General features: G+C 33.8%; 22 protein-coding genes and 1 other RNA gene. 1 reads left to right on the forward strand and 22 read right to left on the reverse strand.

The window, feature by feature from the left end; genetic code table 11:
• Positions 1-436: 436 nt before the first annotated feature.
• From NSQ69_RS25200 to NSQ69_RS25265, 14 genes are all read right to left on the reverse strand, one after another.
• On the reverse strand, positions 437-1,189 hold the full coding sequence (locus NSQ69_RS25200; protein WP_002191135.1) for an iron ABC transporter ATP-binding protein: 753 nt from the start codon (positions 1,187-1,189) through the stop codon (positions 437-439).
• A complete protein-coding gene (locus NSQ69_RS25205) occupies positions 1,186-2,250 on the reverse strand; it encodes an iron chelate uptake ABC transporter family permease subunit (RefSeq protein WP_002129871.1) in 1,065 nt (354 codons plus the stop codon). The genes NSQ69_RS25200 and NSQ69_RS25205 overlap by 4 nt, the downstream gene beginning before the upstream one ends.
• The gene (locus NSQ69_RS25210) at positions 2,247-3,263 is read right to left on the reverse strand and encodes an ABC transporter permease (protein WP_002129872.1); all 1,017 of its coding nucleotides are present in this window, start codon (positions 3,261-3,263) and stop codon (positions 2,247-2,249) included. Before NSQ69_RS25210 ends, NSQ69_RS25205 begins: the two co-directional genes overlap by 4 nt.
• Before the next feature lie 19 nt (positions 3,264-3,282).
• Positions 3,283-4,296: a siderophore ABC transporter substrate-binding protein gene (locus NSQ69_RS25215; protein ID WP_002129874.1), complete on the reverse strand. Its 1,014-nt coding sequence runs from the start codon at positions 4,294-4,296 to the stop codon at positions 3,283-3,285.
• Positions 4,297-4,727: 431 nt separating this feature from the next.
• Positions 4,728-5,405 (reverse strand): response regulator transcription factor, encoded by a 678-nt coding sequence (locus tag NSQ69_RS25220; protein WP_002034688.1) that lies wholly within the window; start codon positions 5,403-5,405, stop codon positions 4,728-4,730.
• Between the two features lie 746 nt (positions 5,406-6,151).
• Entirely contained in the window at positions 6,152-6,982 is an 831-nt protein-coding gene (locus NSQ69_RS25225) for an alpha/beta fold hydrolase (protein WP_088010265.1), read from the reverse strand.
• 206 nt (positions 6,983-7,188) lie between these two features.
• Entirely contained in the window at positions 7,189-8,106 is a 918-nt protein-coding gene (locus NSQ69_RS25230) for a TniQ family protein (protein WP_341099778.1), read from the reverse strand.
• Positions 8,099-8,443 (reverse strand): hypothetical protein, encoded by a 345-nt coding sequence (locus NSQ69_RS25235; protein ID WP_341099779.1) that lies wholly within the window; start codon positions 8,441-8,443, stop codon positions 8,099-8,101. Before NSQ69_RS25235 ends, NSQ69_RS25230 begins: the two co-directional genes overlap by 8 nt.
• A 180-nt stretch (positions 8,444-8,623) precedes the next feature.
• Positions 8,624-9,226, reverse strand: coding sequence for an AAA family ATPase (locus NSQ69_RS25240; protein WP_341099780.1), 603 nt, complete (start codon positions 9,224-9,226; stop codon positions 8,624-8,626).
• A gap of 27 nt (positions 9,227-9,253) precedes the next feature.
• Complete coding sequence (locus NSQ69_RS25245) at positions 9,254-11,911, reverse strand: Mu transposase C-terminal domain-containing protein (RefSeq protein ID WP_341099781.1); 2,658 nt, start codon at positions 11,909-11,911, stop codon at positions 9,254-9,256.
• A complete protein-coding gene (locus NSQ69_RS25250) occupies positions 11,895-13,160 on the reverse strand; it encodes a TniQ family protein (protein ID WP_341099782.1) in 1,266 nt (421 codons plus the stop codon). The genes NSQ69_RS25245 and NSQ69_RS25250 overlap by 17 nt, the downstream gene beginning before the upstream one ends.
• Positions 13,161-13,394: 234 nt before the next feature.
• Entirely contained in the window at positions 13,395-14,018 is a 624-nt protein-coding gene (locus NSQ69_RS25255; protein ID WP_341099783.1) for a hypothetical protein, read from the reverse strand.
• A 5-nt stretch (positions 14,019-14,023) separates the two neighbouring features.
• The gene (locus tag NSQ69_RS25260; protein ID WP_341099785.1) at positions 14,024-14,665 is read right to left on the reverse strand and encodes a hypothetical protein; all 642 of its coding nucleotides are present in this window, start codon (positions 14,663-14,665) and stop codon (positions 14,024-14,026) included.
• Positions 14,634-15,833, reverse strand: coding sequence for a hypothetical protein (locus NSQ69_RS25265; protein ID WP_074790263.1), 1,200 nt, complete (start codon positions 15,831-15,833; stop codon positions 14,634-14,636). Before NSQ69_RS25265 ends, NSQ69_RS25260 begins: the two co-directional genes overlap by 32 nt.
• A 677-nt stretch (positions 15,834-16,510) precedes the next feature.
• Here NSQ69_RS25265 and NSQ69_RS25270 point away from each other — a divergent pair.
• Entirely contained in the window at positions 16,511-16,756 is a 246-nt protein-coding gene (locus NSQ69_RS25270) for a hypothetical protein (RefSeq protein WP_341099787.1), read from the forward strand.
• Positions 16,757-17,032: 276 nt separating this feature from the next.
• On the opposite strand, the gene NSQ69_RS25275 is transcribed toward NSQ69_RS25270, so the two are convergent.
• The 8 genes from NSQ69_RS25275 to NSQ69_RS25310 all read right to left on the reverse strand — a co-directional run bounded on the left by NSQ69_RS25275 (position 17,033) and on the right by NSQ69_RS25310 (position 24,618).
• Entirely contained in the window at positions 17,033-17,833 is an 801-nt protein-coding gene (locus NSQ69_RS25275; protein ID WP_341099788.1) for a hypothetical protein, read from the reverse strand.
• Positions 17,834-18,028: 195 nt separating this feature from the next.
• Positions 18,029-18,383: a transfer-messenger RNA gene (ssrA, locus tag NSQ69_RS25280) on the reverse strand.
• A gap of 125 nt (positions 18,384-18,508) precedes the next feature.
• Positions 18,509-18,976 carry an SsrA-binding protein gene (gene smpB, locus NSQ69_RS25285; RefSeq protein ID WP_002034685.1) on the reverse strand — a complete coding sequence of 156 codons (468 nt, stop codon included), beginning with the start codon at positions 18,974-18,976 and terminating at the stop codon, positions 18,509-18,511.
• 702 nt (positions 18,977-19,678) lie between these two features.
• A complete protein-coding gene (gene rnr / locus NSQ69_RS25290) occupies positions 19,679-22,099 on the reverse strand; it encodes a ribonuclease R (RefSeq protein ID WP_370458377.1) in 2,421 nt (806 codons plus the stop codon).
• Positions 22,100-22,321: 222 nt separating this feature from the next.
• Complete coding sequence (locus tag NSQ69_RS25295) at positions 22,322-23,062, reverse strand: alpha/beta hydrolase (RefSeq protein WP_341099789.1); 741 nt, start codon at positions 23,060-23,062, stop codon at positions 22,322-22,324.
• 161 nt (positions 23,063-23,223) lie between these two features.
• Positions 23,224-23,457: a preprotein translocase subunit SecG gene (gene secG, locus NSQ69_RS25300; protein ID WP_002016062.1), complete on the reverse strand. Its 234-nt coding sequence runs from the start codon at positions 23,455-23,457 to the stop codon at positions 23,224-23,226.
• Between the two features lie 94 nt (positions 23,458-23,551).
• Positions 23,552-24,244, reverse strand: a complete 693-nt coding sequence (locus NSQ69_RS25305; protein ID WP_002129877.1) for an LrgB family protein — start codon at positions 24,242-24,244, stop codon at positions 23,552-23,554.
• Positions 24,241-24,618, reverse strand: coding sequence for a CidA/LrgA family holin-like protein (locus NSQ69_RS25310; protein ID WP_002016064.1), 378 nt, complete (start codon positions 24,616-24,618; stop codon positions 24,241-24,243). Before NSQ69_RS25310 ends, NSQ69_RS25305 begins: the two co-directional genes overlap by 4 nt.
• Between the last annotated feature and the right edge of the window lie 33 nt (positions 24,619-24,651).

Consider the following 24,651-nt stretch of genomic DNA (forward strand, 5'->3'; position numbering starts at 1 on the left):
ATTTCCATATTATTTCCTCCTTTTTTATTGCTACGAAAATGTGATTTATCTTTATGCCCTCATTATAGTGACCCCTTACACTTTTATCAATACACTCTTATATGCAATATTACATACAAAAAAAACAAACTGAATTCTTATAAAAAGTTATACAGAGATAAATTTTTCGTTTGGTAAATACTTGAAAATACGAAGCGTTCCTTTGCATTTCATGAGTAATTTACAAGTTTATTGTTGGAAGCATCGCAGGACCGGAAGTAATGAAATACATGCAGGACTGTTACGAGCAGCCAGAAATATTAAGAGTTATCATGGGCAACCGCATTAAAAAAGCTGCTGCCTATAAAATACAGACAGCAACTTCAACTAGAGTAGCTGGCATGATTTACACAAGCTACAGTATTTTTTTGACATACTCATTTTTCACATTTTGTAACTAATAAACAGCGATTGGCCCATAAGGACCATTGATAATTTCAATTTTCGTTTCAAAAATATCTGTTAAAATTTCCGGGTCCATAACCTCTTCTACTGTTCCAAAAGCAGCAATTTGTCCATCCTTCATAGCACAAATTTTATCCGAATATTTGGCTGCAAAATTTATGTCATGCATAACAGTCAAAATTGTTCTTCCAAATTCATTAGCTGCACGTCTCAAATGCTCCATCATTTGAACAGAACGAGCAACATCAAGGTTGTTCAGAGGCTCGTCCAAAAGTACATATTCAGTCTCTTGGCACAATACCATCGCTACATATGCCCTTTGTCTTTGACCACCAGAAAGCTCATCTAAATATCTATTCTCTAAATTAGTTAAATCTAGAAAATCGATATATTTAGAAATGATAGCTTCATCCTCTTTAGTTAATCTTCCCTTTGAATAAGGAAAGCGCCCAAATCCAACTAATTGTCTAACAGTAAGCCTAGTTACAAAATGATTCTCTTGTCGCAATATAGTCAAAATTTTTGCTAAGTCTTTTGATTTAGATTCAGAAACATCCATATTCGCTACCTGAATTTGACCTTCATCCATATCTAAAAGTCTGCCAATCATCAATAGTGTCGTGGACTTTCCAGCACCATTTGGTCCAATTAAAGAAGTAAAGCCTGCTTTTGGTATTTCAATATCCAAAGGTCCTATTTTTACCTTATCAGTATAGAACTTTTTAACATTATCAATTTTTATCATAAAGCCCTCTTCCTTAAAACTATAGTTAAGAATGTTATTCCACCAAATAATTCGATAATAACTGAAACTACACCTTGAGCATGGAATACATGATACATTAAAAAGTATGCACTCGTCATTATTAAAAATCCTATTGCAAAAGCCATTGGAAAAATATATCTATGATCATACGTTGACGCCGCCTGATAACTCAAAGTTGCTACTAAAAAGCCGTAGAAAGTAAGTGGCCCAATTAGAGCTGTTGAAATGGACATCAAAATAGCAACTAATACAAGCGTATAAATTACACTAGGTTGATATTTAACTCCAAAAGAAGTAGCAACATCCTTTCCTAGTGACAAAACATTCAAATTCTTAGAATGTGCAAAAATTAATACTGCTACAATTATGATCATAGGAATTACAATAGGAAAATATGCAGGATCTGCATGATTAACAGAACCAAATAATCTCGCTTGTAAAATATCAAATTCTGAAGGCGCAAGTAGTTTCCTCATGAAAGTTGACACAGAATTTAGCCCGGTACCAATAATAATTCCAACTAAAAGCATAAGTTGTAAATTCCCGTATTTACCGGAAAGTAACCATCCATAAAGTATCAAACTCATAAAGACCATAACAACGACTTGAAATAAAAATGATCCAATTCCATTAAAATTTATCAATGCACTAGCACCAAAGAAGAATATTGTACTCGTTTGAATTGCTGAATAAAGTGATTCGAAACCTAAAAGCGAAGGAGTAATAATCTTATTATTCGTAATAGATTGGAAAGCAACTGTCGACAAGCTATGGCAAACTGCAGCAATAATCATTGCAACAATAGCTACTATCCTTCTCTTAACAACTGGGATAAAAGAAGGTGAATCTATCGGAACTGGATTGTTATAAACTAAAAGTCCATATGAAGAAAGAAGACCTAAAGCAATCAATGTTATCAGCAAAATCCAATAACGTCTTGCTTCCTTCTTAGAACGAAAAGCACTAGCTGATCTATTTTCATTATGAAGGCTAGAATCGATTTCGACATTTTCTTTATTTTTATATTCTAATGTGATCATCGTAGCCTCCTTGGTTTTCTTTGCCTCAATAAAATAGTAATAAACACGACTGCTCCCACTGTTGCAAGTATTAAAGAAACAGGTACTTCAAAAGGCTTTATAATTGTTCGAGAAATGATGTCACAGGCAGTTATTGTCCCCATTCCGATCACGCACACCCAAGGTAAATTACTCCTAAGATCATCACCTCTAAACATTGAAACAATATTTGGAACAATTAATCCCAAGAAAGGTAAGTGTCCAATAACAGCTGCAACAATTCCAACTGCAACAGAGATAAGGCCAGTCCCAAAAAGAACAATTCTATTGTAATTAACTCCAAGGCTTGTTGCGACATCTTCTCCTAGTCCAGCTAAAGTCAATCTATTAGCATACATAAAAATAAGCAAAGTAATGATAACAATCAGCCATAAATATTCATATCTTCCAACCTGAACGTTAGCAAATGAACCTACAAACCAAGTTTCAATACTTTGTGTCATTTGAAAAAGGAGTCCCAAAAAAGTAGACACTGCAGAAATAACTGCTCCAAGCATCAATCCAATAATCGGGACAATTAAAGACGAACGAAGTTTAACTCTTCTTAAAAATAAAAAGAAAATCATAGTTCCTATAAAAGAAAAAATGATTGCACCAGTCATTCTTTGAACTAAAGTCGGGGCAGGAAATAATAAATATACAAAAAGCAGGCCTAAGCCTGACCATTCAATAGTCCCCGTTGTAGTAGGTTCAACAAAACGATTCTGTGTAATGAGTTGCATTACGAGTCCTGCCATCGCCATTGCAGCACCAGTAAGCATTAATGCAACTGTTCTCGGAACACGAGTTATGAAAAACATCTCCATTCCGTCCTCTTGTCCGCGTATATCATAAACTCCAGTAAACAGTGATATAATCCCTAAAATTATAACAACTATAATCGCTATTATAAAAGGTTTTGTCCATAATTTATTGTGATTATAAAACTGGGGTTGAGAAGTATTCTCAACCCTAGAAATTATATTTTTTGACACTGTTTCGTACTCCTTTACACTACTTAGCTAAAGTTTTTGCAATATTACCAAATAACTCTATGTAAGTCTGAATTGATTCATTTGTGTAAGTATCTTCTGGTGCATAAACAACCTGTTTTTTAGAAACAGCAGTTGTGTTTTGAAGAGCAGGTGATTTAGAAATAACATCTTTAGCAGGAGCTGAAGTAGCTGCATCAGATGTTGCAGCATCACGATCTAATACGAAAAGCCAATCAGGATTTGTTTGTGCAATAGCTTCAACAGAAACGTCATCACCTTTATGACCTGCAGTAGAATTTGAAACTTCTAGTGCTGGAACCCAACCGAAAATTTCATACATTGGTCCCCAAACACGACCAGAGTGAGGAGCAGCAAAACCAATATTCCCACCAGTAACGATAACACTCATAACTTTATCTTTTCCATTATAAGCAGATTTTGCAGTTTCAATAGATTTATCAAAATCAGCTACTAATTGTTTAGCTTCTTTATCTTTATCAAAGATTTTTCCTAAAGTAATTGTAGAACTTTTAAGTCCATCTACTAAATTTTTCCCAGGCGTAGTAGATTTCTCAGAAACATCAACATTAAGATCAATAACAGCCGCATTTGGCACTAATTTTTTGATTTCTTCGTAATGGCCAGCAAATCTTTGACCAACGATTACAAGTTCAGGGTTTGCCGCTGCAATAATTTCAAGATTTGGTTCGCGGTGATTTCCAATATTTTGAACTTTACTATCCTTTACATATGCTGAATCTGCAGGCATTACATCCTTTGGAGCAGCCGCTAATTTAATTCCCCAATCAGCTAAAGTTTCAAAAGTTCTATTATCTAAAGCAACTACATTTTTTGGATTTACAGGGACTTTAACAGTTCCATGTGCATCAGTGATTTCAACCGTTTTTGGCTTATCACTACTATCACCTTTATTAGCTTTCGAAGTTTCCTTACTTGAATCTGAGCAAGCTACTAACATTAAAGTGAAAATTGCTAGAATACTTACTAATTTTAAAAGCATAGTTTTTTTCATACGTATACTCCTTATAATGTAATTTAGTTTGAAAATGATAACGTCCATAGATTAAATTAGATAGTAACTTTTATGCATCTAAATTGCTATTGATAATCATTTTCATTTGAACATCCTGTTAATAAGTATAGTCATTAATTATGTGAAAATCTTGTGAATGGTGTGAGTTAATAAAATTAAACATACATTAGATACAGTCTCATCTAATGCGCACCAGAGTCATCCCCCACACGTACTAATCAATAGATTGGGCACCTTATAAACCATGATTTCTACTGCAAAAAAAATGCCCATGAATAGCTAATTTTTTCATAATCCATTGCCTGGTAGCAATCTTCTTTTTATAGTTTCCGTCTTTTAATATTTCACAGAAACTATTTGATTATCAGGTTTAATAGAAAAAACTGTACTTTACCTATTATCTTATTTTATCATTCAATCATTGAATAGCCCCTGCCATGTATCGTTTGAATATATCTATCTCTCTTCTCGCACTTTAATTTTTTTCTTACATACCCAATATATAAATCCACTACATTGGGATTGACTACTACGTTATATCCCCAAACCTGGTTCAAAAGCATTTCACGGCTCAATATTGTGTTTTTATTCTTGATTAAAAATACAAGTAAATCGTACTCGCGCTTAGTAAGCGTGAGATTTTTACCACCTTTTTTCACAATATTGCTAGATGCATCAACAAAGAGATCTTTAAACTGAAAAAAGTTTGTCTCATTTTGCTGGATACAGTCACTTCTCCTTAAAATAGCTTGAACCCTCGCTACTAATTCTTCTTTCACAAATGGTTTTCTAATATAATCATCTGCTCCTGCTTGTAGCCCTGCTATACAATCCTTGCTAGAAATATTGTCGGTCACAATAATTATCGGTGTCGTTTTAACAAGTCGTATTTGTCTACAAATTTCTGGTCCCGATATACTTAATGAATCCCAATCCAATATGATAATATCCCAATCTTGTTCATATACTATATTTAAACCTTGGTTTTCATTGTGAAGTTTTAAAATGAAATAGCCCTCTTGCGTTAGACCGCTTACGATTTTCTTTGCAAAAGACCGTTCATTCTTAATTACTAACACCTGCTTCACCGATGGTTCACCTCTACTTCAATATAACTTAGTTGGATAAAAAGTTATCTCCAAAAAATAATTTAAGATTTATAAATATTAAATCCCTAAAAAAAGCCATTATAACAGCTTATTAGGAGAACTCTATATAATCTTACAATAGATATGGATAAAAACACAAAATATATGAAGATTTAAATACATATTATTTAATCATTAAGAGCAACTATATTATCTAGCTGCTTATTATCAATAACTATTCCCTCAGTTTCTGTTTCAAGGGTACCGTCCTCAACTTAAGCATTTTATAAAACCACAAAACAAAAAGAACCATCCCCCCGCCACTCTGGCAAAGTTATGGTTCATATCATACAAAATTGTAACTTAAACTATATAATGGCCAATTATTAAATCATAAATTGGCCAACTATCAGCTTGTATTTAATAAATTTCATAACATATCTTAATTCTTATTAACCATATAATGTTCAAAACTTAATTATTTAATCGTATAATGACCAAAATGTAAAGTGATAATAAAGTTATTGAATTTTGTTATGAAATATATAAAAGCCTTGCACATTTTATTGTACTAAGGCTCTTTAAAGTTGTTTAATTTCTATCCATTTAATTGCATTTGCACTCAAAAATCAATAATAAAGTTATTTAATCCTTATTAAGCTAAAGCACCTGTTAGTTGAAGAACAACAAAATGAACTGACAAGCAACAGATATGGAAATTTGGCTAAAAAAGTGATCGATTGTATTTACTTGCTTGATTCGCAAACCGAATTGCTCCTAATTAGCCAGTCTTTGATTAGTTCTTGTACTATTTTACGTTTTTCTATTTGAAGCATGTGACCAGCACCATCTAAAATGGAAAACGTAGCATTCGGAAATTTTTCTAGAAGAAAAAGATGATCTTTATAACCACAGATTGAATCTTGTTTCCCTAGAATAATGAGTACAGGTTGTGTAAGTGTCCCTACATCATTAAGCGGTTCTTCAGAAAGAAAATACCCTTTCTCTCTCCAATTTGACATTAAAAAATTTTTATTAGCTAATAATCGTCCAGGTTGGATTTCGTTTAAAAAGTAGTTAAGGTTCTCTTTATTTTGATAATTCATCAATGTTTCAAAAGCCATTCTTATATCAGAATCCAATTCTGTTAATAAATCTTCATCTTTTGTAACAACTATTTTTTTAGGAAGATCCCTATCTTTCAAATGAAGTGAAGTAGCCAGCAAACAAATACTCTTTACATTTTTATGTCTATGGTGCAAAACACCTTGTGCCAAATATCCTCCAAATGAAAAACCAATAAGAGAAAATGCTTGGTTAGGAATTGTCATATCAATAAAGTTCAAAATATTTAAAAGCATATCGTCTGAAGAGTTGAAATTTTCGTCAATTAAACTTCGACCGTGAGCAGGTAAATCTATATATATCCTTTGAAAACCCTGAATCTTATCAAAAATTGGCTCTATCCAGGCTTTCATAGATTTATGGTCTGTACCCATTGAATGCATTATTAATATTGGAAAGCCATTCCCTACGATTTCATAATAAATACTACCCTTTGCAACTAAGCAATCCATCGGTATTTTTCTCCCTATTCATATCAATTTTATCCAACCTATTTTATGTCAACCTACTATGATATAGTTCTGTACTAAGTTGAAAATACCTTTTGACCGCTTGAAAGAAAGATTTTTAAATAACTTTATTATTTTTTAAATGACTATGTTGTGAATTAAACAACTTTATTGTCATTCTACACAAAACGAACAAAAAATTAGCCTTTTTAAGATTCTATACCATAATAGAATAAATCATTTAATTTTAATTTTGTCCGATAACTTAATAATAAAAGAGAGTTTAATGATAATCTATAGTTTCCGCGTTCAATTAACTGAAGCCTACTATTGTCAATTTGTATTTCATAACAAAAACGCCTTCTATCTCCTTGAAAAAAATCCTGTATCCACTTATCTATAATGCCATATACTTGATTATTTTTAGGTATTTTTAGATCAGAAATTTTAATTACCATTTCTCCTAAGTTATCAGCAACCCATACATTCCATTCTTCTATATCCTTGTTAACAAATTTTAATTCTAAATTTTTATTAATACCAAGCCATTGATTACAAATTTGACAATATTCTATTGGTAGTTTTTCATGACGTGACGACTGAGAAGCCTTACATTCTACATTTGAACAAAACTGATGTAACTTTACATTGTGCTGAGAACAAATATTTAATAAATTTATTCCCCATACTAATGGCTCATAACACTTTATTCCATTATTTTTCCATTCCTCTAAACAAATCGGACACCATTTTTTTTCTTTTGTAAATAAATTTGAATAACTCATTACATTTTCCCATGGTAACATTGTCATATTTTTTGGGTTAGTAATTAACCTTAGTTCTTCCAGCGATTCTACAACGAGCCCCATCGTTTTACTCATACCATTCCTCAATATCGGATAATAGGTAGAATTTAGATGTACGGATTGATTTGGATGTAATTTAATTATATAAGAAACTAAGGCATGTAATGTTACATTATGAGCATCCGCTAACCTTCTTAAATAACTTACTAGCCCTTCTACCCTATCTGTTCCAATTCCTATAGGTTCCAAGGCATAAAACTCACTCCTTTTCGACAATGAATAAACAGCTTGTTTTTCTTCAAATATTTTAATATTATTCATCCTTCATTCCGCCTATTTTATCTCTTTTAGGATTTCTAATACCAACATTCTTTTTCTTTGAATTACCCTTTTGATTTACATTTTCATTATCAAGGCCTAGCTTTATCCTTACATCCAATATCTTATCTGAATTCTCTATGAAACAAGCCTCTCCCTGTGAAAGTTCATCAACAAGTTTAGATACCTTATTTATAGAAAGAGCCGTATTTCTAAGATGTTGAATTTTTAATGATTTCTCATTATTTTCTAAAGCTAACCTCAGCGCTCTTGTTAACCAATCCTTTAATATCCCTACACATCCTACTGTTCTTTCGTATAAATAATCCCAATTTCCCAATAATGAAGATGATGTTTCTATAGGGAGATATTCAAAAAGCCCTTTAATAACACCTAAATAATTGATGAAATCTTGTTCATTAGATATGTCATACCTAGGGAAATGTATGTCAAAGGTTCTTCTCGCTAGTTGCCCATTTAAATTTACAAAGTTCTTAAGTTCGTATGTACCAACTAGTAATTATGGAACTTTTGTAAGATTAGATAATGATTTAAGTGAGTCTAGCTGATCCAAATACTTTCTTGCTGACGGCACTTTAGTAAAATGCTGAGCTTCATCAACAATAAACACTTTTGGTTTCCGATAATAAAAAGCATTTTCTACTGACCTTCTTAGCGCCGGAGAAGTTAAATAATGCCCCTGTCCCACTGTTACCTTATCCCTCTTTTTTGGTTCGCTATTATTTTCATATATAATTTTCTTTTCAATTAATGGCTCTTCCATAGCTCGCAGTACTCTTACATAAAAATCCTTCCAATTAAAAATACCACTATCAGGAGATATAAGTTCTATGGATACAAAAGGAAGAATAGACCTCTTCTTCTCTAATTCATCAAATAAGTTATTTATAATTTCTTTTTTTAATTCCTCTATAAGCGTTGATTTCCCAACACCTGATGGTCCCAAAACCATAATGATTTCATTACCAGAAGGTTTCTCTATCAATGATTTAAGTTCCGACATTACTTGATTCATTTTAGGATGGATTATCTTTACCCTTTTAAACTTATTTACTTTCTCTTCTAAAGTTTGTTTCCCTGTAGGTAACATATTTTCAACCAAATTCCCCACCCCTCTTCATTAATATTTTTAGTCTTCAATGACTTTGAAGTTTGGAATATTATTCACATCAATTTTTCTTGAATCAAAATTGGATTTTTGAGAAGCTATATTCTCTTTCAATCCAATTTCTTCAAAAGTAATACGAGATTTTCGGTTTTCTTTCTCTATTAAAGCTTGATTCATTACTTTCTCATGATTTTCAATTGTTGTTATAAAACTTGCTACGTGTTTTAAATTTACTCTTCCTTTAATATTCAATTTATATCTAATTTCTTCTGTAATACATTGCAGTTGTTTATGCGTTTTTCCATCAAGAAGATAATGATATTCTGATATGCACTTAATCCACCTCTTATTTACATACGCATATAAGATTCCGACATTAAAAGGATCATACTTTAAATTAACCTTTGTTTTTTCCGTTTTTGGATTTTTAAACTCTTCATTCCAATACCAAACATTATTAAAAACAACTCCTTTACCTGGCTGGACTAAACCTTTTCCTCTAGGCGTAGATGGCAAAGTTGATAAAATTAAGGCTTGATCATATGAAATAAAATTCATTTCTCTCTTGCCTCCTAATGCAATTCCTAGCTCAAACTGTTTTTTAGGTGTTGTCCCTAATCCAGCATGTAACGTATTTTCATAGTGCTCAATCCACTCATAAAACAAATTATTTAATTTTTCTAATGTCCAGATTGCAGAGTTTTTTGGATTTGTACTCTTCGTAACAACTCTTACCTCTTTTGTCAGCTGAGTATTCCCTTGCAAATTGTGTATAAAAGAAGAGTTAGTTGTTCCAAATAAACGTTCTATAACACTTCCAAACCTAGCTTTAGCTGGTGGTCTTTTCTTTTTTATCATCCTATTTTGAGCACATAATACATCAAAATATAAGCTATGAAATTCTTTTCCACCATCAACTACAATGTGATGAGGTAATCGGAAATTTCTTCTTACACATTCTCGTAAAACCATCATAATTGAACGATGACTCGGTGGATCAAAAGTTATATAATGCGCTAAAATCCTCCTGCAATATGCGTCCATTAATAACGTAAGATATGGTCTACGAGTAATCCTTTCTTTTCCATCCATCAATACAAGCTCAATATCTAATTCTGTATGATCAATATGTGTAATTCCAAAAGGTCTATCACCATGTTTAGGAGTATGTATCTCTAAATACCAATGCTCTATTGGATACGCGGCTCTTTTACCTTTCCTACTTTTTACTGTTTCATAGTTTGAGTAACTATTAACGTATTTCGTGAATGTTACATAACTAGGAATACTAAGACCTTTCCTCTTACATTTCTCTTCAAATAAACTATATATAGCTTTTACATTCAGCTGCTTAATGTTATGGTAGTGTGTTTCTATAACCTCTTTTATTAATTCCTGAACAACCTTCTCAATTTTTGAAACCCTATTTCCTCTATGCTTCTTTTGTGATAACAAACCTAAAAAACCATTACCATATAACCTTTCAGCTTCTTCAAACGATTTTCTCCATCTTCTTACTGTTCTATTACTGTATTCAGTGGTTTCAGCCCCTTGATTGTAAATCTTCAACAACTCATATCGCTCATAAGCTTCTTCAATATCTTTTGGGGAAGCGCCTTCTAATAAAATTTGTTTATATTCCTGTTGTTCGTCTACGCTATTACTCTGGTCTAGAAATTGAATGGCACCTCTCTCATTAAGAATCTTAAAATTTTTTTGAGAAACGTTAACTAAAACATCTTCTTCATCTACCAACGATATATTATTACTTCCGACATTTATAACGCAGTATATTTTCCCGTCCCATATTAACCTAGTACCTTGTTTAAGACGAGTAGATGTTAATTTATACGCTTCTTCACTAGTAGCATTTTCAGCAAAAGTCATTTCATATATCTTTGATAAATCTTTATTTAAAAACAAAGGAACCTCTTGATGTTCAATTAAAATATATTTGTATAAATCAACATAAATATGATTTTGAGCAATCATATTATAAATGTCATCTACAGTTAAGGTACTATAAGATTTCAAAATATCCTCAATTGTAATACCATATTTTGAGGATAGAATATCTTGAATTAATTTTATTTTCTGTTCATCTATTTCTAGGCATTTTGATACATTTATGTAGTCCTCAAGTATTTGAATATTTCTAGAAAAATTCCAATTAATTTCTTTAGAACTCCTTAAATAAAACTTCAAACCAAATCTATTTGCAAATTTTTCTCCTGGTGGGCATCTCCAATTCCCTTCTAAATCTTTAACATATCTATTAGGGGATTGTTGACTTAATTTTAAAAGCTCTTCTTCTGTTTTCCACTCTTCCCATCCGGCCTCATTTTCTCTTATAACGAAAAAATCTGGAGTAGAATTAACCGAAACCTTACGATTATTCTTAGACATGTATTCCAAAAAAACTGTATTAGGTTGATCATAGTATTCTAAAACTGAAGAATCATACTCCATTTTATATATTGCATTTAGCTCAACCTTATGGCTTTCAAATTGAATAGTCACCCCCATTTTTCTGCTGGGATAAACACCTGATACATTCCCTCGTCCGCTTTGTACCTTTCTACTAGGCGGGGATGTTCTGATCTTATTAATTAAATCTTGGGCTGGGACAGACAATTCATTTTCCTTACACCACTTAATAAATTCAGCCTCTTGTAACATATATTCTCCCCTTCGAAATAATGAATTGTTTTTCTATTTCTAAACGCACTTGATAGAAATACTCTTTCATTGGACGATTTTTAAAAAGGAATGGTAAGTTTAATTCTTCCTCTAATAATTTTCTAGTAGGAAAAACACCTTGTGAAAAATAGTTATAACAGACTTCTTGTATCTGCTCTTTTAAAGTAGACAGATACAGAGATTTTGCTTCAGTTTTTATTTGATAATTACGGTTTGAAATTTTCTTACACTCTTCAGGAAAGTTAGTATAGAGAAATTTCGTACTACATTTTAAGTCTTTAGCAATATCAACTATTGCCTTCACACCAAACTGTTCTCTTTCTGTTTTACTCAGATAAGTACTCACTTCTTCATTACTTAACATAAAGTTTTCTCTTTTTTGTGCTGCTTGTTTTATATTCCCAACTAATACATTAGGTGTTATCTGTATCTTTTTATGCTCTGTATACAAGACTTGTGCTGGAATCTTTAGAATATACGCAATTTCTAGAACCTTATTTAACGGTGGAATAACTTCTTTATTTAGCCACCCCCAAGCTGTTGTTTTTGGTACACCTATGCGATTAGCAAACTGCTTTATATTTCCATCAAAACTGGCATGGAGGATAGAGGATAGATTTCCATATAGCGAATAGAGCCTAAACTTATTTTCTTTGCTTTCATCTTTAAAAAAGTTTTCTACACTTTGAGAAATATAATAATCTTTGTGGTCTATAAATTGGAGGGTATTAAGTGGTTTAAAAAGTTGTGATTGACAATAAGGGCATATACCAACCCTACTCTTTCTATGCAAGAACGGAATTAACTTATTACAAGTACGGCATTCTTCATTTAAATAATTTTTATGATTTGTACATACATTGTAAGCTGTCATACACCAGATTAATGGGTAATACAAAGAGTCCTTCTCTATTAACTCATTCAAACATTCAGGACACCAAGCCAAACTCTTTCTTATTAAGCCTCTAGCAGGAAAAATCTCTCTAAACTTTGATAGAGTTAACTCTTCTAAGTTTCCTGTTCCTGTAAGACATTCTAAAGCAGTTACCATATCTTTTGCATTTTTTTCAGTACCATTAATTGTTCTTGCACCATCATAAAAACGATTTCCGCCCCTATCTATACTGTTTAACAAATATGTTTTCCCTAATATAGGTGCTATCTCGTAAGCCAATAAATCTCCCAAATGAACAGCATGCGCTTCCGCTAGTCTAATAAGATAACTCAACAAGGATTCTACAAATGGGGTATCTCTTCTCTTTGGGCATAAACCGTATAATCGACTTCTGATCAAATGATGCGACAATTAATTACCTCCTTTAATGCTATTATTAAAAATATAGACAACTATCCAAAGATTTAACCGTATATTGACCAAAAATTTCAAGCTCAAAATAAAAAGAGACCGTTATATTCTACGGTCTCTTTTTCGCGTAACCAATATACGCTATATGCTATTATGCTATATGCTATGTAGTTGAATGTACTCTTCTGAAAGTTTCAATAATCTTTTTAGTGTAATAGCAATATACATTGGTACTTTCTGTTTTTGTAAATTTTCAGCATTTTTCTTTATCTTATCCAATACCTCTATCTTTTTATGCAAATCAACATACCTTATATCAAATAATTCTGAGCGAAGTTGTAGTAATAAGTCTGTTTCTATTTGTGATATAAGCACAATAATCCCTTCTAAAATTTCCGGGTTTTCTTTTGAAATCTCCTTAGACAATTCTTCAAAATCATCCTTCATTTCCACAAGAAGTTCTTTTAGCTTCTCAACAAACTCCGCATTATTCTGCAGCTCACCGTGGATTCTATTTCCCAACCTATCCTGAAGACTTTTTTGTTTATCTTCCTCATTTTTAACTTGAGCATTTACCTGCTCCACAGCAACACGATAAGCAACTAACCCACCTATACAACTTCCTATCACTGTACCAATAAAACCTAAAGAACTAGTCCAAATTGTATCCCACGGTTTTTCAAATTTATCACGTAAAATAAACATTACTATAAATATCGATATAAAACTCCCCATTAATAAACCAAAAATAAAGCTAGTTCTATTCAAAACTTTCTTCATACTTGTTAACCTGCCAATGATTTTATCTTATTTTTAAACTTCTCAACAGTTGGTATAATAGGCATTCCAACTTCTTGTGCACTTTCTAAAACCACCTCTAAATCAACTCCTACACTCATTTCATCCCCCTCATCACCTGTCGGGGCATTATTTAAAGATGAAGGGGATTCTCCCTTTAAATGTGGTGGCAACTCCCTTAAAGCCTCATATGTTGAGCTTGGATCCTTACGAGAAATCCTTTGGACTTTGTCTGGAATTTTTATTGATTCTTTGAGTCTAAATAAAATTTTAATATGTCTCTTTATAGTATCAAATAAATAAATTTTCCCACATTCTTCACAAAATATTTGATCATCTATACTATCAATATCAAAATAAATTCTGTTATTAAAACACGACGGTCTAGAACATTCTGCGTAAGAAACAATATCAAAAATCCCTTGATCACCTGTAAAATACATAAAAAACTTTACACTTTCATTTACGGTTATATTCTGTTCTAGAGCAAATTTATATGGGCTTATATATTTTCCGTTTTTTAACTGTTCCGATCTGATGAATTGGTCAAACTCATCAACTGAAATTTGAGGGAATAAATCCTGAAGATCTGTTATTTTAAAAATATGAGTTAATTTTTCGTAATACAAAATCTTCTTTCTCCTTTCTATCTGGAGTTCTCATTTTATGGTAATAATGTAAAATCAAAGAGTCACTTCGCGACTCTAATCTTACTTCAACATATTTCGGGTCTTCTGTATTGTCTGGATTCTCTAAATACCATAAGAAGCCCGCTTCATACATTTCATCACTCTTAAAAATAAGCTCTTTTAAATGCCAATATACTTTAGATCCATATATAGGACTTCTATCATCTGTTCTAGAAGAGGCGCGAGTTAATTGCCCTTCTCGAAAAACAAATCTAAAAACCCATCCATTTGCAAATATTGTATTTGCACACGTTTGAGAAATATCTTGATAAATTACAGATTTTATTTGCTGAATATAATCCTCTTCACTAGGAAGACCTTTTTCTACTAAGAATCCCCTTATATCATTATCCGTATTCTCTGGAACACGCGCATTTAAAATGTCTTCAGCTTCAGAACTCAGTTCTTTAAACAGTGACGAGATAATTTTTTTTGGTACTTCTTCATTAAATCCTATAATATTTAAACCTAGTGGTTCAAATGGATTAATTTCTTCACCTTGTTGCACGAAACCATTCAATAAATCTTTCAAATGAGTAAGAACATCTAATGGGTCCAGTTCAAAATTATCCAACAGATTTTGATTAAATCTAATAATAACTAAATTATGTTCCATATCAACAGTAATGGCTGAGAAAAAATTGTATTTTTCCGAATTCAATTCTACATTCCCAATTTTAACTATAAAATTGATACTCTTCAGATTATCGTTATTACTTTCTATTCTAGTTGTACATAATGAATATTTTTCAGTTTCAATATCACTAATAAGTAATCTATTATATTGAAGCTCCGTTCTGCTTTCTAATAAAGAAATAATATCTTCTAATGGCGTATCCTTATTAAATACGCATTCATTATTTTGGTACACATAATGCCAATTATTTGTTGAATAAAATAATTGTTGATACATAAAGGTATCAATATTCTCCTCAGAGAAATATTCTCCAGATTCTAACTCTTCTTTTATCATATTCTGAATAGGTGTATATCTATCCTGTCCAGCTTCTGGAATAATACGTACAGAGCGCCCAGGAACTTGATAAGATCTAAAGAATTTTTCAAAATCCTGTTTAAAGATATTTCTAAGTGTAGCATGAGTTAACAAATTTAATCTCCCCCAAAAAATATTAATTCAAATATCAATATTCCATAGTAATAATTTTACAATAAATTAGCAACTTCGACACATTAAACCAATAAAAAGTTAAATTTATCTTGTTAAACAATCATTTCTTTTTACAATCTAAAAAGGAAAGATTGTTTACAAAATTCAAAAAATATGATATTATAAAATTCCTGTGGCGGAACTGGCAGACGCGCCCGCCTTGCAAGCGGGTGTCCTCGGACGTACGGGTTCGATTCCCGTCAGGCTCATCAAAAAAGGTACCTTTTTAAGGTGCCTTTTTGTGTTGTTCAATATATTTTAATCCTTTTATTAAATTAATACAATTAATTAACATTTTCAATATCATAGCAAATTAAGTACTATAACTATTTTTTAGGGGCCTTGATTTGTCTGTTACAACTTTTATTGCAATTGCTGGATTAACTCTTGGTGTTATTAATACTGGTACAACAATTTATAATGTATTTTTTTAAAAGGATCCTACTCCTAGCTAAGATGTTTACTACGATAATGCATCATGGAGATATTTTCTCCATAATGACAAAACTCAACGTCAAATTCATATAGATTTAACAGTTATTGCTCGAAACTCAACTAATGGAATTAAAAAAATTATTTTTAAAAATAAAAACCATGCCGAAGTTTTTGGGGGTATGATGGAGAAAAATAACTCAGTTACTTTTTTTAAAATCGAAGATAATGTATATGGGAGTAACCTTTTCTCCAACTACAACCATGAAGCACTTAGAGAATATACAATGAATGTTAACAAAAATAATCGTCGAGATGTTAGAAATATTATATTACAGAAAGACCATGATTACAGCTTTTCATTGGTTGAAAAATTTGATGGCCAAAGATATTCTGATGGTTACGACGACATTCCTGTTGATGGATGGTAGATAGAAATTTGGAATTCATCAAATCAAAAATTTGAAATTCAAATTAATTTTCAATATAATACATAACACTTTGAGGCCGTACCAATTACGGTCTCTTTTCTGTCTAGTTAAAAATTAGATACCGTCTATATGAAAGTATCTTTTTATTCTATGCTCCATTCAATAACGAATTCCTACCCACACATACCATCTTTTTGATATAAACATACCTATTAAATACACTAAAAAAGAGAAAGATACCTTATACTTCTCTTTATAACCAATTTTGTTTATTTTTTATAATTTTAATTCTTGATTCCAAGACTGTACCAAATCAGAATTCAATTCCATTTTAATAAATTCAAGTAACAATTGATGCAAATCTTCAGTAGGTTGGAATGCATCTTTATTTTTTTCTGCAATTATACGAACTAAAAGATTATTTATGAAATACTTCATTGTTGAAACTCTTTCAGATTTATCCTTCTTTATTAATTGAACAATCTCCACCACTAGTTCTTCAGTGAACTCTTCTTGATTAAACGTCCATTTATGCTTTAATACATTATTAGCTAAATTGAAATCAGAGTACTCATATACAAAAATCCAAAGACTATAATAAATTCTATATTTTAAAATCTCCTCATAACTATAGTTCATATCCAGCTTCACGTTTAAAAAATTTAATTCCTCTAAAAAAGTAAAACATAAATCCGCTTTTGTAAGTGCTTCTTCATCACCTTTAAAATCTTCGTATATTTCGCTTCTTCTCACCGCATCATACGCACGAATTAATTCAATTGGGGCATATTTTAAATTTAATTGAATATGTTTTTTGATTCCTTCAAAAACTGTTTCCTTTTCAAATTTATCCTTTAACATATCTCCCTTATACACGGTTTCTATATCTATGTACTTTGTTACTTCATATAAAATTGGGGAATACAGATTTTGATAACATTCTTTTAAAGATTTTTCCTCTTCTCGCTTTTTTGTGAAATGGTGGGAAGCATATTGTGCCATTATACCCGCGCAAGCTGTAACAAAAAATGTGGCAATAAATGCCCAATCTGTTCCTGTTATTTCTCCTAGAATCATATTTATAACTCCTCCCATTATCTTTATTTACTTTCAGAAAGTTTATTTATTTCAGAAATTTATAAATAAAAATATTTCCAAAACAGAACCAATAAACCATAAACTGACCTAATATAAATAAAACCATAAATTGTCCAAAATGGCCAACTTATGGTTTAAATTACAAAAATAAAAAACCACCAAACAGTTATGTATTGGTGGAGACGGTGGGAGTCGAACCCACGTCCAAAAATATCGGCACTTAAGCTTCTACGAGTGTAGTCGATATATTAGCATTTCGCGAACTCTTCGGCCTATCGACAGGCTTCCAAGTTGCTAGTCTGATTGTTCTCTTCCTTCGCCCTCAGACGGCGAACTCCGGCGTAGTCCACTTAGTTTGAGTCCCTTACCCTACCACATGGACGATGGAGGGAGGAACCTTTAGTGCAATTAAGCAGCTAAAGAAAGATTGTTTTGTTTGCCAATTATAGGCTTTGACGTTTTAACGAGGCCGATCCCCTCGACTCGCAACCTAAGCTCGAACTATCCCTGTCGAATCCGTAACGTCCCCATGATAAAAATGGAGCATACGAAGAAATATCGTGATAGCTACTAAGAGCTGTTTTTCAATGTGCAACAATCTTACATAAGTTATTATATCATACGCGCGCCGTTTTACAAATGTAAATATCTGTATTACATCTTTTGACGATCACGGAACACGCGTGCAATTTCACGTTTAGCTTCTTTCTCTTTTAAATCGTGACGCTTATCATATTGCTTCTTACCTTTTGCTAAACCAAGTGCCATTTTCGCAAATCCATTTTTCAAATAGATTCTAACTGGAACTAATGCATATCCTGTTTCTTTTGCGTAACCTGCTAGCTTATCAATTTCTTTTTTATGAAGAAGTAACTTCCTTGTACGTAGCGGATCGTGATTGAAACGATTCCCTTGTTCATATGTATTAATATGCATATTATGAACCCATACTTCACCGTTATGTATACGTGCAAACGCATCTTTCAAGTTCACGCGTCCAGCGCGAATCGACTTAATTTCCGTTCCTTGAAGGACAAGCCCTACTTCGTATGTTTCTTCGATGAAATAATCATGAAATGCCTTTTTATTTTGCGCAATAACCTTACCTGTACCTTTTGGCATATAACGTCCCTCCTCTATTTTTACCATTGTAACAAATGTAAACCAAAAGCGAAAGTGGCTCGCTCAGAATGTGAGGTGGATGGAGCTTCTGACCTTGAGGCGCTCTTTGCCTCCTGGGAAGAAGCGAAGCCACCAAACATTCTAGCCACTGTAGCTGGATTCAACAAAAAGCGAAAGTGGCTCGCTCAGAATGTGAGGTGGATGGAGCTTCTGACCTTGAGGCGTTCTTTGCCTCCTGGGAAGAAGCGAAGCCACCAAACATTCTAGCCACTGTAGCTGGATTCAACAAAAAGCGAAAGTGGCTCGCTCAGAATGTGAGGTGGATGGAGCTTCTGACCTTGAGGCGCTCTTTGCCTCCTGGGAAGAAGCGAAGCCACCAAACATTCTAGCCACTGTAGCTGGATTCAACAAAAAGCGAAAGTGGCTCGCTCAGAATGTGAGGTGGATGGAGCTTCTGACCTTGAGGCGTTCTTTGCCTCCTGGGAAGAAGCGAAGCCACCAAACATTCTAGCCACTGTAGCTGGATTCAACAAAAAGCGAAAGTGGCTCGCTCAGAATGTGAGGTGGATGGAGCTTCTGACCTTGAGGCGCTCTTTGCCTCCTGGGAAGAAGCGAAGCCACCAAACATTCTAGCCACTGTAGCTGGATTCAACAAAAAGCGAAAGTGGCTCGCTCAGAATGTAAGGCGAAGCCACTCTTTTCTTACTTGCGCTTTTTCTTTTTCTTCTTGAATCCTGGTACATTTTCAAAGAATCCTTTTTTCTTCTTACCATTACTATTACCATCTTTTTTCCCTGGCTGACTAGCGGATGTGGATGCAGATGCAGATGCTTTTCCTTTTCCTTGTCCACCACGATCAAACTTTCTTCCTGTGCCGCGTTCACCACCGCGCTCATTACTACGTTCGCTACGTCCACCGCGTTTCTTTCTGCCTGTTCTTGGCTGTTCAATCACAACTGGACGATCTTTGAACTTACGACGAGGTGTGCCTTTCATGCCAACGATTTCAAAGTCGATTGCACGCTCGTCTTTATTTACGTTAATAACACGAATTGTAATTTCGTCACCGATGCGGAATACGTTACCTGTACGTTCTCCGATCATCGCAAAATGTTTTTCGTCATAACGGTAGTAATCATCTGTTAAATAGCTAACGTGTACAAGACCTTCAATTGTATTTGGAAGCTCTACGAATAAGCCGAAGTTTGTTACAGAGCTAATCATACCGTCATACTCTTCACCGATCTTATCGACCATATACTCTGCTTTTTTCATTTCGTCTGTTTCACGCTCTGCTTCAACAGCACGGCGTTCCATATTAGAAGAGTGCTCTGCAATCTCAGGTAAGTTTTCACGCCATTTCGCTTGCGTTTCGTTGTCTACTTTACCATTAATGATGTATTCACGAATCAATCTATGAACAATCGTATCTGGGTAACGACGAATTGGCGATGTGAAATGCGTGTAGAACTCAGTTGATAAACCAAAATGTCCTAAGCTGTTCGAATCGTAACGTGCTTGCTTCATAGAACGAAGCATAACTGTTGAAATGACTATTTCTTCCGGCTGACCTTGAACCATTTCAAGAATTTGCTGCAATGCACGAGGGTGTATTTCATTCGCACGTCCCTTTACTGCATATCCGAAGTTTGTTACAAACTCGAAGAAACGCTCAAGCTTATCTTCTTTCGGATCTTCATGGACACGGTACATAAACGGTACGTTCATCCAGTGGAAATGCTCCGCTACTGTTTCGTTCGCAACAAGCATAAACTCTTCAATTAACTTCTCTGATACAGAACGATCACGCATTACAACATCAGTCGGTTTTCCTTCTTCATCTACTAGTACTTTCGCTTCTTTAAAGTCAAAGTCAATCGCACCACGGCGCATACGTTTTTCACGTAAAATTTGTGCTAACTGCCCCATTTCTTTAAACATTGGTACTAGCGGCTCGTAACGTTCAATTAGTGCTTCGTCTTCATCTTCTAAAATGCTTCTTACGTCAGCATAGGTCATACGCTCTGTCGTTTTAATTACACTTTGGAAAATCTCGTGTTTTACAACATCACCTAGATTGTTGATTTCCATTTCACAAGATAGTGTCAGACGGTCTACTTTCGGATTTAATGAACAAATACCGTTTGATAAACGATGCGGAATCATCGGAATTACACGGTCTACAAGATATACACTCGTTGCTCTCTCTGCTGCTTCAACATCAATTGGAGAACCTTCTTGAACGTAATGACTTACATCCGCAATATGAACGCCAAGCTTATAGTTACCGTTCTCAAGCTTCGTTACTGTAACAGCGTCATCTAAGTCTTTCGCATCCGCACCATCAATTGTAACAATCATTTGATCACGTAAATCACGACGATCTTTTATATCTTCTTCTGAAATCGTTTCTGGTACACTGTTTGCATGCTCCATCACTTCTTCAGGGAATGCTAAAGGTAAATGATGTTTATGAATGACAGATAAAATATCTACTCCTGGGTCATTTTTATGACCTAGAATTTGAATAACTTCACCTTCTGCGCTTAAACGGTTCTCTGGGTAGCCCGTAATTTTTACAACTACTTTATGGCCTTCTACAGCGCCCATAGATGCACTTTTCAAGATAAAAATGTCACTTGTCCAGCGTTTATTATCAGGTATAACAAATCCAAAGTTCTTTGACTCTGTATATGTACCAACTAGTTCCTTCGTTCCACGCTCTAAAATACGAACAATCGCGCCTTCTTGGCGTGATCCACTTGATTGTGCGCTAACACGTGCTAATACTGTATCACCATGAAGTGCACCATTTAATTCTGTCGGCGGGATGAAAAGATCATCATCTCCTGTTTTCTTCTCTTCTGGAACGACGAACGCAAAACCACGTGCGTGCCCAATTAATTTACCGCGTACTAAATTCATTTTTTCTGGAAGACCGTAGCGGTTACTACGTGTGCGGATAACAAGCCCCTTCTCTTCCATCATTACAAGTGCCTTTACGAAATCTTTAAAGCCCTCAGAGCCTTCGATTCCAAATGCCGATTCTAATTCTTGTATCGTTAACGGTTTATACGCTTCTTCCCTCATAAATAATAACAACTTATCAATATGTTCTTGCATGATTTCTTCCAAGCAGAAATACCTCCTTTAAACCCTTATATTATTTAGTGTATCCGAAAGATGGGGGATGTATAAAGTGAAACTTTAATCATCTCCCAATGATTTTTTACAGCTTTCATAAAGTGTAACTTTAACCAGTGGTTTTTTGTCCGTCCCCACTGATTATTAGCCCACAAATAGCGGGATAAAAATTCCCTTATGAAAAAAAGAGGCAACTAGACCTTACCAATCTAGTTGCTCCAAGAAGTTATATACATCCTCATGTAGCACATCACGTTCTTTATCAAGTGTAATGACATGCGTAGAGTCTTCATACCATTTAATGTCTTTTAACGTAGATTCTACACCGTTATAAATAATGTTAGCACTATCTGTATTAATCATCTCATCATGACGTGCTTGTACAACGAATGTTGGAGCATAAATCATATCAACATTATTGCGTACGTCACGAATCAACTCCTGTAATGCTTTTAATGTATTCATTGGTGTCTGTTTAAATTCAAACATTTCCTGCTCAATTCGTTCTGGTGATTTTTGCTCACGCTTTTTATATTCGCGGGCATATGCCAATATACCTTGGTACATAATTTCTTCACTTTTAATGTACATCGGTGCACACATTGGTACAACACCTAAAATCGGTAATGTATAAGCAAGTTTTAATGAGAATACTCCGCCTAATGATAATCCAACCGCAGCTATTTTCTCGTAACCTTGATCTTTTAAATGCTGGTAGGCATTCATTACATCTTTCCACCAGTCTTCAGGGCCTGTCTGAACAAGCTCTTCTGGTGGTACACCGTGTCCTTTGTAAATTGGCGCATGACAAGTATAGCCTTTCTTCTCTAAGAAACGCCCTAGCATGCGTACGTCAGCTGAGTTCCCTGTGAATCCATGTAATAATAAAACAGCGCGGTCTCCACCTTCAAATGTAAATGGTTTCGGAGATGCTAATTTCATCATGTACTTCTCCTCTTTCTCTTCTGTAATCTAGTCGTATTCTTTCTATTCTTAGTGTACCATATTTATAATTCTATAATCTAATTAGAAACTTTTTTTGAATAACAAATCAAAAAAAGAAGAACCATTAGCATAATCCGCTAACGCTTCTTCTTTTAATTTTATAAATTTAAGTACGTAACACCAATTGTTAGTACGAAGAATAGTACAGCTAAGACAACTGTAACACGGTTTAATACCGCTTCAATTCCACGTGCTTTTTGCTTACCAAACAATTGCTCTGCACCACCTGAAATAGCGCCTGAAAGGCCTGAGCTATTACTAGACTGCATAAGTACCATAACAATCATTAAAATCGATACAATAATAAGTAAAACTGATAATAACGTATGCACTTGGCGTACCTCCTACAAAGATTCAGTTATTTTAAATGTAGCATAAATCCTATAGAAAAGCGAGAGCTATAGAATCGCTCTCGCTTTTCTTCTATTACATGAACATCATTGCGAATAACGGTCCAAGCAAACATGTCAAAATTGCTGTTAATGTCATTGTTACCGATCCAATAACACCTTCATGCTCATTATTTTTCATCGCTCTCATAACACCCATAATATGAGACGCACATCCAAAGCCAATCCCTTTACCAACTGAGTTTGTAACACGGCTCCATTTTAATAAAATTGGTCCTGAAATCGTTCCAGTAATCCCTGCGATAACGACGAATGCCGCTGTTAAGGACGGGACACCACCAACTTGTTCAGATACACTCATCGCAACTGGCATTGTCACTGATTTTGGTAAAGAAGATAAAATTAAGCTTTTATCTGTTCCCATAAGTGTGGCGATAGCGAAATCACTTGCAATAGCAACTGTTGTACCTACTAATACACCACCAGCAATTGGTACAACATATTTTTGCAGAACATGACGTTGTTTATAAAGCGGGATTGCAAATGCTACAACACCTGGTCCTAATAGCTTCGCAATCCAGCCACCACCACTTTCCATATAATTTTGATATGGTATATCAAGCATTATAAATAAGAAAGCCATTAATCCTGTTGCAACAAGCATTGGAATGGTAAATGGTGTTGGAAATAATTTGTAGATTTTTTTAGATAATTGATATAATAGCACCGTAAAAAGAACCCAACCGATTCCGATTAATATTTGGCTCATTGTGTCTCTTTTTCCTTTCTATTCGCAAGATATTGTCCTGTATGTCCTGCGACAATAATAATTAAAAACGTACTCGCTACAACTGTAATGAAAAGGGAAATTCCTTTACTCATAAAAAAAGCACCGTAATTCATTAAGCCAAGCGTTGGCGGAATTAATAAAAACGGCATAATAGCAACGAGTGTTTCTGCTCCTAAATCAAACCATTTCACTGGAAGTACTTTTAGGCTAAGCAAAACAAGTAGGAGGAACATCCCAATCAAACTTCCTGGAATCGGAAGATTCAACATTTCTTGCACCCAATTTCCAACCATATAAAATACATAAAGAGCAGCAATTTGGACAAGAATCTTTGTAAGTTTCATGTTCATCATCCCTCATGTTTATACGATCTTCTGTTAATATCC

Source organism: Bacillus sp. FSL R10-2201 (genome assembly GCF_038008665.1).
GTDB lineage: Bacteria > Bacillota > Bacilli > Bacillales > Bacillaceae_G > Bacillus_A > Bacillus_A mycoides.

Bases quoted from the DNA above. Each gene is read 5' to 3' on its own strand.
- smpB (WP_002034685.1), bottom strand. From the start codon at position 18,976: ATGCCAAAAGGTACAGGTAAGGTTATTGCGCAAAATAAAAAGGCATTT.
- rnr (WP_370458377.1), bottom strand. From the start codon at position 22,099: ATGCAAGAACATATTGATAAGTTGTTATTATTTATGAGGGAAGAAGCG.
- NSQ69_RS25270 (WP_341099787.1), top strand. From the start codon at position 16,511: ATGGAGAAAAATAACTCAGTTACTTTTTTTAAAATCGAAGATAATGTA.
- NSQ69_RS25230 (WP_341099778.1), bottom strand. From the start codon at position 8,106: ATGAATAATATTAAAATATTTGAAGAAAAACAAGCTGTTTATTCATTG.
- NSQ69_RS25215 (WP_002129874.1), bottom strand. From the start codon at position 4,296: ATGAAAAAAACTATGCTTTTAAAATTAGTAAGTATTCTAGCAATTTTC.
- NSQ69_RS25255 (WP_341099783.1), bottom strand. From the start codon at position 14,018: ATGAAGAAAGTTTTGAATAGAACTAGCTTTATTTTTGGTTTATTAATG.
- NSQ69_RS25205 (WP_002129871.1), bottom strand. From the start codon at position 2,250: ATGATCACATTAGAATATAAAAATAAAGAAAATGTCGAAATCGATTCT.
- NSQ69_RS25245 (WP_341099781.1), bottom strand. From the start codon at position 11,911: ATGTTACAAGAGGCTGAATTTATTAAGTGGTGTAAGGAAAATGAATTG.
- NSQ69_RS25295 (WP_341099789.1), bottom strand. From the start codon at position 23,062: ATGAAATTAGCATCTCCGAAACCATTTACATTTGAAGGTGGAGACCGC.
- NSQ69_RS25310 (WP_002016064.1), bottom strand. From the start codon at position 24,618: ATGATGAACATGAAACTTACAAAGATTCTTGTCCAAATTGCTGCTCTT.
- NSQ69_RS25305 (WP_002129877.1), bottom strand. From the start codon at position 24,244: ATGAGCCAAATATTAATCGGAATCGGTTGGGTTCTTTTTACGGTGCTA.
- NSQ69_RS25200 (WP_002191135.1), bottom strand. From the start codon at position 1,189: ATGATAAAAATTGATAATGTTAAAAAGTTCTATACTGATAAGGTAAAA.
- NSQ69_RS25225 (WP_088010265.1), bottom strand. From the start codon at position 6,982: ATGGATTGCTTAGTTGCAAAGGGTAGTATTTATTATGAAATCGTAGGG.
- NSQ69_RS25275 (WP_341099788.1), bottom strand. From the start codon at position 17,833: ATGATTCTAGGAGAAATAACAGGAACAGATTGGGCATTTATTGCCACA.